General features: G+C 75.2%; 9 protein-coding genes and 2 pseudogenes. 6 read left to right on the forward strand and 5 right to left on the reverse strand.

Annotated features, from left to right (window positions below; all coding sequences use genetic code 11):
* The 5 genes and pseudogenes from EBN88_RS30760 to EBN88_RS23120 form a co-directional block, all read left to right on the forward strand.
* Positions 1-838, forward strand: a pseudogene (locus EBN88_RS30760) (hypothetical protein); the annotation flags it as partial.
* A gap of 9 nt (positions 839-847) precedes the next feature.
* Positions 848-2,035, forward strand: coding sequence for a TRAFAC clade GTPase domain-containing protein (locus EBN88_RS23105; RefSeq protein WP_122399004.1), 1,188 nt, complete (start codon positions 848-850; stop codon positions 2,033-2,035).
* A 2-nt stretch (positions 2,036-2,037) separates the two neighbouring features.
* Positions 2,038-4,479: a GTPase-associated protein 1-related protein gene (locus tag EBN88_RS23110; RefSeq protein WP_122399005.1), complete on the forward strand. Its 2,442-nt coding sequence runs from the start codon at positions 2,038-2,040 to the stop codon at positions 4,477-4,479.
* 3 nt (positions 4,480-4,482) lie between these two features.
* The gene (locus tag EBN88_RS23115; protein WP_199742453.1) at positions 4,483-6,003 is read left to right on the forward strand and encodes a TRAFAC clade GTPase domain-containing protein; all 1,521 of its coding nucleotides are present in this window, start codon (positions 4,483-4,485) and stop codon (positions 6,001-6,003) included.
* 148 nt (positions 6,004-6,151) lie between these two features.
* A complete protein-coding gene (locus EBN88_RS23120; protein ID WP_122399006.1) occupies positions 6,152-7,408 on the forward strand; it encodes a PP2C family protein-serine/threonine phosphatase in 1,257 nt (418 codons plus the stop codon).
* Between the two features lie 248 nt (positions 7,409-7,656).
* On the opposite strand, the pseudogene EBN88_RS32765 reads toward EBN88_RS23120, so the two are convergent.
* Positions 7,657-8,040 (reverse strand): annotated as a pseudogene (locus EBN88_RS32765) (FGGY-family carbohydrate kinase); the annotation flags it as partial.
* 89 nt (positions 8,041-8,129) lie between these two features.
* On the opposite strand from EBN88_RS32765, the gene EBN88_RS23130 reads away from it, so the two are divergent.
* Positions 8,130-8,555, forward strand: a complete 426-nt coding sequence (locus EBN88_RS23130) for a hypothetical protein (protein ID WP_122399007.1) — start codon at positions 8,130-8,132, stop codon at positions 8,553-8,555.
* On the opposite strand, the gene EBN88_RS23135 is transcribed toward EBN88_RS23130, so the two are convergent.
* From EBN88_RS23135 to EBN88_RS23145, 4 genes are all read right to left on the reverse strand, one after another.
* Entirely contained in the window at positions 8,513-9,514 is a 1,002-nt protein-coding gene (locus tag EBN88_RS23135) for a phosphotransferase family protein (protein ID WP_233580867.1), read from the reverse strand. The two genes, EBN88_RS23130 and EBN88_RS23135, sit on opposite strands and share 43 nt — an antisense overlap.
* A gap of 83 nt (positions 9,515-9,597) precedes the next feature.
* Positions 9,598-10,521, reverse strand: a complete 924-nt coding sequence (locus EBN88_RS23140; protein WP_122399008.1) for a cobalamin-binding protein — start codon at positions 10,519-10,521, stop codon at positions 9,598-9,600.
* Positions 10,522-10,911: 390 nt separating this feature from the next.
* Entirely contained in the window at positions 10,912-11,076 is a 165-nt protein-coding gene (locus tag EBN88_RS30765) for a hypothetical protein (protein WP_158621499.1), read from the reverse strand.
* A 410-nt stretch (positions 11,077-11,486) separates the two neighbouring features.
* On the reverse strand, positions 11,487-13,721 hold the full coding sequence (locus EBN88_RS23145; protein WP_233580868.1) for a toll/interleukin-1 receptor domain-containing protein: 2,235 nt from the start codon (positions 13,719-13,721) through the stop codon (positions 11,487-11,489).
* Positions 13,722-14,013: the final 292 nt, after the last annotated feature.

The following is a 14,013-nucleotide window of genomic DNA, read 5'->3' on the forward strand; positions in this document are numbered from 1 at the left end:
GCCCGCGCCGGCGCTCCCGCCCGGCGGCGGCGCGCGGCGTGAACCAACGGCGCCCCAGGCCCCGTTCACGCCCCCGGGCACCGCCCAGCCCCCGCCCGAAGAGCCCGGCCCCGGCCCCAGATCCGCCGGTCCCGGCCCCGACGGCCAGGACCCGCCCGCCGGCGAGGACCTCGTTCCGGCACCCGTCACCGAGCTGGCGGCCATCCGCCGTGACGACCATCTGCTCGTCGTGTGGGTCTGGCCGGCCGGCAGCCGGACGGCGCTGGTCCGGTGGCGGCTGGAGGACGGCGGCACCCATGGCCGCCCCGGCTCGGGGGAGGCCACCTGCTCCCGCCGCGCCTACGACCACGACGGCGGCTTCGAGTTGGACGCCGGCTATGGCGCGGTCTCCCTGACCGTCGAGGCGCTGGTCCCCGGCCAGGCCGGCGCGACGTTCGCCGGCCCGGCCAGGCTGCGGGTCGCCGCCCGCCCGCCGGTCGTCTCCTACGAACCCTCGCTGCGCCGCACCCTCAGGGGCCGGGTGGCGCGGCTGGCGTTCCGGGCCGACGCCTCCTGCCATCTGCCCGCGCTGATCGTGGTGCACGGCACCAGCCGCTACCGGCCGAGCAACCCGGGCGAGGGCCGGCTGGTGCACGAGATCCCGCCCCAGCGGGTCGACCCGGGGGCACCGACGGTCGTCGAGTTCCCGTTCACGCCATCCCGGGGCGACAACTGGCTGGTCTGCTTTCCGGCCCGACCCGCCCGACCCGTCACCGAAGGCGGCCCGGCCGGCGCAACGGGCGACACCTCCGAGTCCGACGCGATCGTGCTGCGCCCCTCCGCGCGGCACAGACTGTGAGTGGCTGCCATGGCCAAGAGACTGACCTGTCCCTACTGCTACGAGACGCTCACCGCCCGGGAGATCCTCTTCCGCTGCACCACCCGCCTCAGCCCCACCAGGAAGCGGTGCGCGGCCGAACGGGACGAGGTGCTGCTGGAGCGTCTGGGCCAACACCGGGAGGGCGGACCGGTGTTCGCCGCCGACGGGCGCCGGCCCTCGGCGACCTGCCCCGGGTGCGACGGCGTCACCAACTACCGGATCTGCCCGCTCTGCCACACCACGCTGCCCGTCCAGTTCGGCATGGTCGACAACCGGCTGATCGCCATGGTCGGCGCCCGCGAGTCGGGCAAGACCGTGTTCATGACGGTGCTGCTGCACGAGCTGATGAACCGGGTCGGCGAGCGGTTCCGCGTCTCGCTGATGGGCGCGGACGACGCCACCATGGTCAGGTTCGGCAAGGAGTACCAGGACAAGCTGTACGACGAGGGCCAGATGCTGATCGGCACCCGCTCGGCCGGGGCGCAGGTCAACAACCAGGTCGACCCGCTGGTGTTCCGCTTCGGGATGACCCGGCGGCGTCTGTTGGGCGACACCGCGCAGCACACCGTGCTGTCGTTCTTCGACACCGCCGGCGAGGACTTCAACTCGCGGGAGAGCGTCGAGCTGAACACCCGCTACCTGGCCAACGCCGACGGCATCATCCTGATCCTCGACCCGCTCCAGCTGCGGGGCGCCGCCGAACTCGCCGCGCCGGGCACGCTGATGCCCCGCACCGACGACGTGGACACGCCGGCCAACGTGCTGGCCCGGGTCAGCAACCTGCTGCTGGCCCGCGACGGCGGCCGGCGCGGCAAGGCCACCACCCCGATCGCGGTGGTCTTCGCCAAGATGGACGCGCTGGCGCACCACCTCCACCCGGGAAGCCCGCTGCGCGCCCACCCGCCGCAGGGCGACCGGTTCGACGTCGCCGACAGCCTCGACGTGCACCAGGAGGTGCGCGGGCTGCTCAGGCACTGGGACGGGGTGACGCTCGACCAGATGCTGGAGAACAACCACGCGCGCTACCGGTACTTCGGGGTCTCCGCGCTCGGCCGGACGCCGACCTCCGACGGCCGGGTCGCGGCCACCGGCATCCAGCCGTACCGGGTGACCGACCCGCTGCTGTGGCTGCTGAGCGAGTTCGGCGCGGTGCCCCGCACCCGGCGCCGGGGGTGAGCATGGCGTTCTCCCAGCTGTACTACACCTCCTGCGAGCACGGCCTGAGCGGCTTCTCCGGCTACCAGTTCAACGCCGTCAGCGAGGACGTCTCCACCGAGACGATGCGCCAGGTGGAGGCGCTCACCGGCTACGAGCCGCCGCCGTCCATGCTCTACGCCGACGCGCCCGAGGACCTGGCGCGCTGCCCGGTCAACCTGTGCCACCTGCCGGGCCCCGTCACCCTGACCGCCTGCGTGCGCTATCTGGGTCGCGACGCCTCCCAGCGGTTCGGGAACTACTTCGCGCACGCCCTGGCCAGCACGGACTCCGCCGGCTCGGGCTCCGCCGGCACGGGCTTCGCCGTCGACGGCGGGCGCGGGCTGCCCATCGAGCTGTGGGACTCGCCGGTGTGGACCACCACGCCGGCTGCCGGCACCCGGCTGCCGCACCTGTCGGGGCCGCCGCCCGCCGGGCCCATGAGCCCGGCCGCCGTCGAACGCTTCGTGCGCGCGCATCCGCACGGCGGCGCGCTGCCAAGCCTGTTGACGGCCGTGGTGCGGGCGCTCGCGACCGACCGCACGGTGCTGGTCGTCGACGCCACCAGCGAGCATGTCGCGCGCTGGTTCGCCGCCGTCAGCTATCTGCTGCCGCCGCCGGTGGCGCGCGGCCTGTCGTTCGCCACCTATGTCACCCGGCCGGAGCGCAGCCGGCTGCGGCTGGTCGGCACCGTTCCCGAGGTCGGCGCGCCGACCGGCCCCGACGCGCGGGACGGCCTCGACGTCTTCGACCTCGCCGGCGGCGCCCCGCCCGACGCGGCGGCGAGCCCGCTGGCCCGGCTGCTGGACCGGGTCGGCCCGGCCGCCTCGGGCGCGTTCTGGTCCTGGGCCGCCGAGTACGCCGACGGCACCGAGACGGCCGCCGAGGACTGGTACCTCCCGGCGGTCGCGGCCGCCGCCACCGGCAGCATCCCGCTGACCGGGGACGACCTGGCCGCCGTCATCCCCTGGCTCGCCACCGCCGAGCACCTCGACGGCCGGGCGCTGGCCGAAGCGGCCCGCCACGTCTACCCGTTGGGCCCGTTCTCCGACGAGCAGTCGCGCGCCCTGGTCCGGGCCGCCACGGCCGGCGGCGACCGGGAACTCGTCGAGTACCTCCAGACCGACCTCCTCGACAGCGAGTTGCGCCGCCACATGGCGGGCGAGCCGGGGCTGGCGCGGCCCGTCCCGTTCACCGACGCCGAGCGCGCCGAGCACGCGCTGGGGCGGGTGCGGTCCCTGCTGGCCGAGGCCGACGCCGACCACGCGGCGGCCACCCGGCTACTGCTGTGGGCCGGCGCGGCGGAACTGCGGCTGCCGGGGCGCGAACTGGCGGAGATCTGCCGGCGGATCGCCGACGGGCTGCTGGGCGGCCTGACCACCCGCCCCGCCGACCCGACGCTCGACGCCGAGCTGCGCCAACTCGCCGACACCCGACGGGAGTTCCGCCGCCAGCTGGTGCTCACTCTGGCCACCCCGCCGCCCCGCTCGCCCGGCCACTACGCGCAGCTGCTCGCCGCGCTGCCCGATGGGCTGCTGACCGAGGCCGACCTGGTGGACCACCCCGCCCTGTGGGAGGGGCAGCTGGTCGCCACCGCCGAACGCCAACCGGACGACCGCGCCGCCCTGTTGCCCCGCGTGCTGGAGGTGCGCGGCGACGGCGAGCTGCCCGGGGCCCTGCTGCGGACGCTGTGGCCCAACGGCCAGTTCACCCACCGGCAGGCGCTGGACGTGGTGCGCCGCCTGCCCGCCGGGCTGCGGCTGGACGAGGACGCGCGGGAGTGGTTCAGCGCCGCCGTGCGGCTGCGGCCCGAGGACGAGGCCCAACTCAACGAGTGCCTGTCGCTGTGTCAACTGCTCGGCGACCGGCGCCATTCCGGCCTGCTCACCGAGGACGGCCGGCAGTGTCGCGCCAAACTCATCGATCTGGCCGGGCGGTTGGCCAACCCGCACCCGATCGACAGCGGCACCCTGGTGGACGTCGTCACATACCCCTGGCCCACCCGCTGGGCCTCCCTGCACCGCCTGCTGCGCCTCCGCCTGCCCCGGGCCGCCGCGCGCTGCCGCGCGACGCCGTCCGACGTCTCCCGGCTGCTGGGCCGGATGGGACACGAGACCGGGGTGGCCTATCTGCGGGCGCTGCGCGAGGAGTTGCCGAAGCAGCCGCAGCGCCTGGCGACGGCGCACGCCGAGGGCCTGGCCGTCGCCGCCGAGGGCCTCAACGAGCGAGGCTGGCTGCTCGCCCGCGAGGCGCTGGACGCGCTCGCCGCCGGCTGGCGGGCCGAGGACGTGGAGCGCCTGGCCGAGCGCGTCCAGCCCCACGCGCCCGGCTACGCCGCCCGCCTCCGGGAACTCGCCGGGGAGAAGCGGCGCGGCCGGATGGGCCGGCTCGGACGCCGGATGCCGTGGCGCAGGGGCGGGGAGTGACCGGTGTTCTATGTCGTCGGGGCCGTGCTCTATGTCTCCCTGCTGATCACCGGCGTGGTCCTGGTCGGCCCCCTGGTCGTCGCCGGCCGCGCGCTGCTGCTGGACGCCGAGCTGGTGGGCCGCTATCTCGCGCTGCTGACGGAGGAGTTGCGCCGGGACCGCGCGGGGAAGCAGGGGCCGGACGAGGAGGCGTTCCGCCAGTACTTCCACGGCCCCGCGATGCGGGACCTCACCGTCAGCTGCTCGCGCGCCGCCCGCGAGCTGCCCAGGTCCGTGAGCGACACGCTGCGCGCGACCAGCACCAACTGGCTGGAGCACCCGGCCACTTCGCGGCTGGTCTCCGTGCCCGTCGGGGTGCTGCTGATCACCGGCGTCCTGCTCGGCGCCGTGCTCGCCACCGCCGTGGTGGCGCTCCTCGCCCTGCTCTACGCGCTGGGCTCGCTGCTGCTCCAGGGCCTGAGCCGGGTCGCGGCCCATGTGCTGCGCGCCACCGACCGGGGCGTGCTGCGCGTCCGCGAACTGCACAACGGGATGCTCTGCCCGCACTGCTACGAACGCGTCCCCTACCCCTCCTACTACTGCCCCGAGGAGGGCTGCGGCCGCCGGCACAACGACATCCGCCCCGGCCGGTACGGCATCCTGCGGCGGCGCTGCCTGTGCGGGCGGCGCCTGCCCACGTTGATCATGACCGGCGGCTACCGGCTCCAGGCGGTCTGCGTCCACTGCGACAGCCGGATGAGCCAGGAGACCGGGCACTACCCGGAGTTGGTGGTGCCGCTGATCGGCGGCACCGCCGCCGGCAAGACGCAGCTGATGGCCGCCCTGCTGATGACGCTGGAGACCGGCGGCACCCGCGTCACCCCGGCCGACGGCACCACCGAGGAGGAGTACGCGGCGCTGCGCTACGTGCTGACCAGCGCCAGCCACCCCAGGGCCACCCCGCGCGCCCTGCCCCGCGCCTACTCGGTGCTGCTGGGCGCCGGCCGCGTCCGGCGGCTGGTGCACCTCTTCGACACGGCGGGGGAACGGTTCACCAACCGGGAGGACACCGACGCCCTCCGCTACGCGGCGGCGGCCAGGACCTTCGTCTTCGTGCTCGACCCGCTGAGCGTGCCGGCGTTCTGGGACGGGCTGAGCCCCGCCGCGCGCGCCGGCATCGACCGCTCGCTCGCCTCCCGGGTGCCGCCCGACCTGGTGTTCCAACAGGCGGTCCAGGCCGTGCGGCACATGGGTGCCCCGCTGGGCCGGTCCCGGCTGGCCGTCGCGGTCAGCAAGCTCGACCTGATCGAGGGCAGCGGCCTGCTCGACGGGGTGCGCACCGACGACAGCGACGCGGCCAGCGAGTGGCTCACCCGGCAGCTGGGCCTGGGCAACCTGGTCCGCTCCATGCGGCACGAGTTCCGCGACACCCGCGTCTTCTTCACCGCCGCGATCGCCCTCGGCGAGGAGGAGACCCACCCCAGCCTGCGCCCGCTGCTCGCCTGGTGCTTCGGCGGCGAGGGGCGCCGTGTCTTCCGGGGCTGACCCGACGGCGGCCGCCCCGGCGCCGGCCCCGGCGGGCGCGGGGCCGTCCGTGTGACCTGCCGTGCCACCGAGGTCCACGCGGGGAAGCGGCGCGGCTCGGCCCCCTACTGTGGCGCTTCCAGGCAGCGAGCTACTCGGGTGGGCAGGAATGACGGAGCCGGAGATCGACTACCGCGCGGCGTTCCGCGCCTCGCCCGCCGCCGTCGCCCTGCTCGCCCCCGACCTGCGGTACCTCGACGTCAACGAGGCCTACCTGGAACTGGCCGGCCGCGTCCGCGACCAGGTCGTCGGCCGCTATGTCGACGAGGCGTTCCCCGGCAACCCCGACCAGGCAGCGGCCACCGGCGCGCGCAACGTGCGGCAGTCCATGGAGTGGGTCCTCGCCACCAGGGAACGGGACGTCATGGCCGCCCAGCGGTACGACGTCGAGACCCCCGAGCACTCCGGACACTGGGAGGAACGGTACTTCAGCATCGTCAACACCCCGGTGCTCGGCCCCGAGGGCGGCGTGCGGATGGTGCTCAACCGGGTCGAGGAGGTCACCGAGATCGTCATGGCGCGCCGCCAGGGCCGCGACCCGGAGCGCGTGGACCGGGCCAGCCGCCTGGAGTCCGACCTGCTGGCCCGCGCCGACGAGTTGCAGTATGCCAACGAGCGGCTGCGCGAGGCGCACCACCGGGAACGCCAGGTCGCCATGGCCCTCCAGAAGGCGATGCTGCCGCCGCCCGACCTGGTCGCCCCGCGCGACGCGGCGGTCCGCTACCGCCCCGCCAGCGCCACCATGAACATCTGCGGCGACTGGTACGACCTGACCGACATCGACGAGAACCACTCCTCCGTCGTCGTCGGCGACGTCGTCGGCCACGGCCTGGAGGCCGCCGGCGTCATGGGCCAGCTGCGCAGCGCGTTGAGCGCCCTGGCCAGGGCCTCCACCCCGCCGGCCGCCGCGCTCAACATCCTCGACCTCTACTCCCGCTCCGTGCCCGGCGCCGAGGTCACCACCGCCGTCAAGATCCATGTCGACTGGTCGGCCCAGCGACTCATCTACAGCAGCGCCGGCCACCTGCCGCCGGTGCTGGCGCACCGCGACGGGCACGTCGAGTTCCTGGACCGGGCCACCAACCCGCCCCTGGGCTCGCTCCCCGAACGGGCGCGCGCCAAGGAGGCGCACACCGCGTTCGCCTCGGGCGACGTGCTCGTCGTCTACACCGACGGACTGGTCGAACGGCGCGACGAGGACATCGACCGGGGCCTGACCCGGCTCGCCGCCTCGGTGGCCCGCCACCGCGACAAGCCCGCCGATCCCCTCGCCGACGCGCTCCTCAGCGACCTGCTCCCGCCCGAGGGCACCGAGGACGACACCGCGCTGGTCGTCCTGCGCCTCGTCACCGAACGCCCCGACTGACGGCCCCGTCCACCGTCACGGGAGGCCCGCCCCTCGGCCGCCCGCCGCTCCGCCGCCCGCCCCTCGGCCGCCCGCCGCTCCGCCGCCAGCGCGTGCGCGGCCTCGCGGGTCGCCGGATACAGCTCGCGGTAGAGCGCGTAGAGCCGGTCATAGCCGGCGGTGGCCGCCGGGTCGGGGGTCACGGTGTGCTCGATCGGGTTCCACGCCGGCAGGTCACCGGCCGCCGCGAGCCCGGTGCCCACGGCGGCGAGGAACGCGTCCCCGTACGCCGCGCCGATCGTGTGACGCGGAACGTCCTGCTCCCGACCCGTCACATCCGACACGATCCGCGTCCACAGCTCCCGCGCGCCGCCACCGACCGCCACCAGCCGCCGCAACTCCCCGCCGGAGGCGGCCATCACCTCCAGGTTGTGCCGCACCCCGAACGCCGTCGCCTCCAGCGCCGCCCGGTACAGATGCCCACGGCCGTGGCGCAGCGTCAGCCCCAGCACCAGGCCCCGGGCCTCCGGGTCGAAGATCGGGGTCCGTTCCCCAGCGAAGTACGGCAACATCAACAGGCCCTCCGCGCCGGGCCGCACCAGCACGCCCTTGGCCCCCGAGGTGCCGATGTCGATGCCGGGCGACAGGGTCACGCGGGTGCTCCTTCGCCTGGTCGGAACGTTCCGGGCCCAGTCTGCCGCGCGGCCCGCGCGGGCCGGCGGTTCCGGGAACAATGAGGGGCATGACGGGATGGGGCAGGACCGTGGTCGCGGTCGGGTCGGGAGTGCTGCTGGCGGCCACGGTGGGGACCTGGCTGCTGGTGGATCTGGAACGGGCCGGCTGGGTGGCCAGCGTCGTCGGCGGCGCGGTGGGCGTCGCCGGGCTGGCGTTCACGCTGCTGACCGGGGCCTACGGCACCGAGGCGACGGACACCGGCAACGCCAGCGCCACGGCCGGCGGCCTCGCCAACTCCGGCGTGCTCCAGATCCACCAGCTGGTGCTCCAACTCGCTCCCGGCGAGGCGGAGTCGGTTGACGTCCGCGACGCCCTGCACGCCTACGCCCGGCGCGTGCGGGAGGCGTACGGCCGGCTCGGGGCGCGGATCTGGGGCCGGCTCCGAGGTGGTCACGGCCGGTCGAACGCGGCGACGGCCTCGGCCAGTTGGTGACGGGCCCAGTCGTACTGGGACGGGTCGGTGTGGCCCCGGTAGACGGTCTCGACGACCATCACCAGCATCAGGTGCAGGTTGTACAGCCGCCGCCTGGTCGCCTCGGTCGGGGTGAGCGGGCCCCGGCCGTAGCCGCGGAGGAAGCCCGTGCGGTCGCCGAGCCCGTCGAGTTGGGTGGCGACGAACCCGGCCTCCATCAACGGGTCGCCCCACAGGGCGCGTTCGTGGTCGATGATGCCGACGAGCCGGCCGTCGGCGACCATCACGTTGCCCGGCCACAGGTCCCACTCGACGAGGACCGGCTCGGTGACCTCGTCGAGGCTCTCGGCGTGGGCGGCGAGCAGTTCGCGGATCAGCGGGTAGGGCCGGCCGAGTTCGACGGCGCGGCGTTCCCCGTCGTTCAGCACGTCCTCGACGTGCCCGAGGAACACCTCGCGCCAGCCGGTGCGGCCGGGTATCGGCCCGAGCAGCGGGCCGAAGTGCTCGCCACGGATCTCGTTGATGGCGCGGTTGGCGGCGCCGATCTGCTCGTCGTACGCCTCGAACGCGCCGGGGCCGAGCCGCTCCCTGACCACGTCCAGGTTCTCGGCGTCCACGTGCTCCATGAAGAAGTAGTCGGCGTCGCACAGTTCGTGGCTGTCGTCGTGGGCGTGGACGGCGGGAACGGGCACGTCGGTCCGCTCCCGGATCAGGCGGAGCGCGGCGACCTCGGTGCGCATCATGTTCCGCTCGTAGGTCATCACCTCGACGTCCGCCGGCGGGGCGATCTTGAGCACGACGGGCCGGCCGTCGCGCAGCCGGATGCGGTAGGCGACGTTGAACCAGCCGTGGCCCAGCTCCTCGGCCCAGCCCGTCTCGCCCTGCGGGACATGCTCGCGGCCGTAGGCGCGCTCGACCATGGCGCGCAGCACGGGCGCGGGCTGCCGGTTCTTGGTGATGCTCTCGGTCACGGCTGGCACGGGGCTGCTCTCCTCGACGGCTGGCGCGAACGGCGGGGGGTGTGCGCGGGGAACGGGGGAGTCGGGGGTGAACGGCGGTCGGTTCAGGGGTGGTTGGGGAACGGGCGGGCCTCCGCCGCCGTGGCGGGGGAGCCGGCCGGCACCCCGTGGAGGAGCTGGGCCAGCACCTCGGCGCCGCGCACCACGCGGGGGCCGGGTCGGTTGAAGTAGGCCGGGCCGTCCAGGACCCAGACCCGGCCGGCGCGCACCGCCGGCAGTTCGTCCCAGCCGGGCAGCGAGGACAGCAACTCCGCCTCGCGGAGGGTACGTTCGGGCGGGAAGCCGCACGGCAGGACGAGCAGCGCCTCGGGCGCGGCGGCGCGCACCGCCTCCCAGGTCGTGGGCCGGGTGTGCGCGCCGGGCTCGGCGAGCAGCGGCAGTCCGCCGGCTGCGGCGATCTGTTCGGGGACCCAGTGGCCGGCGGGCCAGAGCGGGTCGAGCCACTCCAGCGCCGCCACGCGCGGGCGCGCGCGCCCCGCCACGGCCGTGCGCACCGCATCCAGCCGCGCGCCCAGCGCGCGCCGGCGGCGCTCGCCCTGCTCCCGCACGCCCAGCAGTTCGCCGACGGTGACCAGGGTGTCCAGCACATCGTCCAGGGTGCGCGGCTCCAGGCTCACCACCCGGGCGTCCGCTTCGAGCAGCCGCACCGTGTGGCTGACGCTCGCGTAGGAGACCGCGCACACCCGGCACAAGTCCTGGGTGAGCAGCACATCGGGGCGCAGCGCGGCCAGCGCCTCGGTGTCCAGGGTGTAGAGGGAGGACCCGGAGTGCGCGGAGCCGCCGACCGCGTCGGAGATCTCGCGGCTGGTCAGCGTGGTCTGGTCGAGGTCGGCGCCGGTCACCACGGGGACGCCGGCCACCTCGTCGGGCGGCCAGTCGCACTCGTGAGTGCGGCCCACCAGCCGCCCGGCGAGGCCGAGTTCGGCGACGAGGTCGGTCGCGGCGGGCAGCAGGGAGACGATGCGCATCCCGCAAGGTTAGGCCGTGTCCGTGAAGTCTCGCCGGGCCCGCGACGCCATACGCGGCACCTCGCCGCGTTACCGCATCGCGCGAACACGGCCAGATATGAGCTGCGATCCGGCGCCTTGCGACGCACCGCGTCCAACGCCGCGGGCTGATCCGACGAGACTTCACGGACACGACCTGGAACGCGGCGCGGGCAGGCGGCGCACGGAGGCGCCGCGCGCCCGGGCACGCGCCGGCAGACGTCCCCCGCCGGCAGGCGTCACGCGCCGGCGTGCACGTGCGCGGCCCACACGACGGGAACCGGGGCCGGCTCGCGCGCCCGGCGCGCACCGCGTGGTGGAGCGCCTCGGCGGCCCGGCCGGCGTCCCACGCGCGTTCCTGACCGGCGCCCTTCACGGCCAGCCGCCCGTGGAGGCGTCGGCGATCTCGACGGCGATCCGGTCGTCGATCGGCCACAGCGTGCCCACGACCTGTGGAGAGCCGGCGAGTTGGAAGGCCGCTCCGGGTGGTCCTCCAGGAGGAGCAGGCTGCGCGCGGGGTCGCGCGGGTCGCTCCACGCGTGGCAGGCGAAGTGCGCGAAGGCGCGGCCCGGCAGGCGTTCCTCCACGGCGGCCCGGGTCGCGGGCCCCGCCGGGGGCAACGCCGCGATCGCCGCGTCGAGTGCGGAGAGTGCGGAGAGTTCGGACCGGCGCCGGTCCTCGGGCAGCGGCTCCCAGCGGTGCCAGTGGACCCACCCGAGGACCAGCCGCGCCCGCGCGTCTTCGGGCCCGTCGTCGAGCAGCGCCGTCAACTCCCGCGCCCCGGCGAGGACATCGTCGTCCAGCAGCGTCGAGGGCGCGGCCGTTGGTTCGGCAACGCTCACGCTGCCGGGTCAGACGCTCCGTCAACCACGCGCGTCGCGCGTCCCGTTGGCCTCCGTCGACCACCGTCGCCCCCGCTCCGCGCCCGGCCGCCCCGGCCCGGGCGTTCAGTCGCCGACCAGGTCGATGCCGCACAGCCCCGCCAGCTCCCTGGCGGCGGACGTCAACGGCTCGGCCAGCTCGGCGAGTTCGGCCCGTATCCGGGGCGCGTCCGCCCACCGCTGCTCGTGCTCGACCGCGCCGGTGCCCGGCGGGCGGGTGGCCTCCCACGCCTGGAGTGCGGGGTGCCAGGTGGAGAGGAACGGCCGCAGGTGCTCGTTGGCGACCCGCAGCGCGACGCCCGGCAGCACGCGCGGCCCGACCGTCTCGCCGGACATCCGGTGCAGCACGTCGCGCGTCACGCCGAAGAGCGCGTAGAGCGAGTCCAACGCCTCGCGCAGCGAGCCCTGTTCGGGGCCGAGGCGCTGCACGCCGACGCGGGTGACCAGCTCGATCTGGAGGTCGAACGCGGCGGCCCGCTCGATGGTGCCCGTGGTCGTCGGCTGCCGCACCCACCGCGCGGCCGGCGCTGCTCCGGCCGGCGTGGCGCCGTTCGGCGGGACCGCGCCGCTCGCCGCCGCGCCGTTGGCGCTCGCCCCGTTGGCCGAAGTCCCGTTGGCCGAGGCGCCGTTCGGCACCGCGCCGTTCGCGGTCGCCTCCGAGGGCGCTGGCGGGCGGGCGCGCGCCGGAGTGAGCGCCGGCGTCAGATGGTGCAGCAGTATCCGCCGCAGATCCTCCAGCCGCGCCGTGTCCCCGTCGTGCCGCCGCACGGCGCGGGCCAGCACCGGGTGCACCGTCCAGGACCACTCCTCCGACGGCACCGGCCGCACCGCGCCGGTGCCCTCCAGGGTCTCCACCGCGCCGCCCACCAGCGAGTCCAGGTCCCAGGGGTCGTAGGGCCCCGCCGTGGCCAGCACGTTCTCCAGCGTGGACCGCGACAGCGGCGCCGGGCTGGCCAGCGCGAGCAGCCGCAGCACGTCGTCCGTCAGCAGCTCGCCCGAGAGCGGCCGGGCCAGGAACGACTCCGCGCCGCCGCCCGGGGGCCGCCGGGAGGTGAGGACATCCCCGCCGGAGCCGTGGAACCGGTTGCGGAGCCGCCCGAAGTCGCCCCGTTCGGCCAGCTCGGCGAGGAGTTCCAGGGTGGCCGGGTGGCCGTCCACGTCGCGCACCAGGGCCAGCGCCGCCGCCCGGTCCAGGTCGTCACGCGGCGGCCGGCGCGAGGTCAACAGGCGGTAGCCGTCGGCCTCCTCGATCGGCGCCAGGTCGATGGGCTCGGCGAACGCGCCATAGCGCAGCGACCGCGTGGTCACCAGCGTCGCGCAGAGCAGGTGCGGCCCGCGCAGCAGATGGAGTCGCTCGGGCGACAGGCCGTCCGGCCCCCCGTCGACCACCCACAGACAGGGCGCGTTCCGCTCGCCGAGCGCCACCGCGAAGTGGCTCAGCAGGCCGGCCGGTGAGGTGTCGGTCGGCACCACGCCCAGCGCGGAGAGCGCGGTGGCCAGCTGCTCCGCGTAGGCGCGCACCACCTCCTCCGCGCCCGAGGCGTCCGCGCCCGCCGCCCCAGCGCCCGACGCCTGCGGCTGGTGCACGTCGAACCAGAACACCCCGCCGGGAAAGGACGAGCTGAAGTGCAGCGCGTACTCCTGCGCCAGCAGGCTCTTGCCGATGCCCGGCATCCCCCGCAGCTGCGCGATCCGCCCCGCCCCGGTCCCCGAGACCAACGGCGCGCGGTGCCGGTGCAGCGCCGTGTGCACGCGCCACTGCTCGGCGAGCCGGCCGGTGAACCGCGAGGAGCCGGTGCGCGCCGGCGCCGGCAGCCACGCGACGGGCGGCGTACCGGCCAGGTCGCCCATCGGCGTCTCGATCCCCCGCGCGTACTCGGCGACCCGCGCGGCCAGTTGCTCGACGCCCTCCCGGTCGCGCGGCCAGGGCCAGTGTCGGGCGTCCCGCAACTCGACGGGATGCACGTGCTCGGCCGACCGCTCCGGGTTGACCAGCAGCGTCCGGCGCAGCGGGTCGCCCTCGTGCTGCCCGGTGAGATAGGCGTAGGTCAACTCCCACTGGCAGGCCCGCCGCCGGGGGTAGTCGACGGAGTAGAACGCGAGCAGCACCTTGCAGCGTGCGAGCGCCTCCCTGATGGTGGCTGTGATGGAGGCGAAGTCGTCCACGGCGGTGTCGTCGACGAAGACCCGCAGCCCGGCGGCGCGCAAGGCCGGCAGCACGCCGTCGATGCGCCGCGCGTCGGAGCGGCTGTAGCTGACGAAGACATCCCACTCGGCCTGGGTCGAGCCGGCGGTCACCACGATCCGCGTCCTTCCTGCTGGCCGTTCTGCCGGTACGGGCGGCTCGGGCCGTTCGGGCGGCCCCGGCCGCCGCCCCGAGCGTCACATCGGACCGTCATGCGCGAAACGCTCCCCGGAAGGCTCCCCGGGGCACGCCCCGACCGGCCGAACCCCGAAAACAGCGGGGGGGGGGTGCCTCTATGTCGTTCGTCAAGGCGTCTCTGTCGGGTTTGGGGTGGTTTGGTGTTGCTGGGGTTATGCGGCGAGTTCGATGTCCTTCGGTGTCCGGGGTTGGTAGAAGGTGCCGTCTCGG

The organism is Streptomyces triticirhizae (genome assembly GCF_003696235.1).
GTDB classification, from domain to species: Bacteria; Actinomycetota; Actinomycetes; order Streptomycetales; family Streptomycetaceae; genus Streptomyces; species Streptomyces triticirhizae.

Excerpts from the sequence above, each read along its gene's own strand:
- EBN88_RS23110 (WP_122399005.1), top strand. The coding sequence starts at position 2,038 with ATGGCGTTCTCCCAGCTGTACTACACCTCCTGCGAGCACGGCCTGAGC.
- EBN88_RS23130 (WP_122399007.1), top strand. The coding sequence starts at position 8,130 with ATGACGGGATGGGGCAGGACCGTGGTCGCGGTCGGGTCGGGAGTGCTG.
- EBN88_RS23105 (WP_122399004.1), top strand. The coding sequence starts at position 848 with ATGGCCAAGAGACTGACCTGTCCCTACTGCTACGAGACGCTCACCGCC.
- EBN88_RS23140 (WP_122399008.1), bottom strand. The coding sequence starts at position 10,521 with ATGCGCATCGTCTCCCTGCTGCCCGCCGCGACCGACCTCGTCGCCGAA.
- EBN88_RS23120 (WP_122399006.1), top strand. The coding sequence starts at position 6,152 with ATGACGGAGCCGGAGATCGACTACCGCGCGGCGTTCCGCGCCTCGCCC.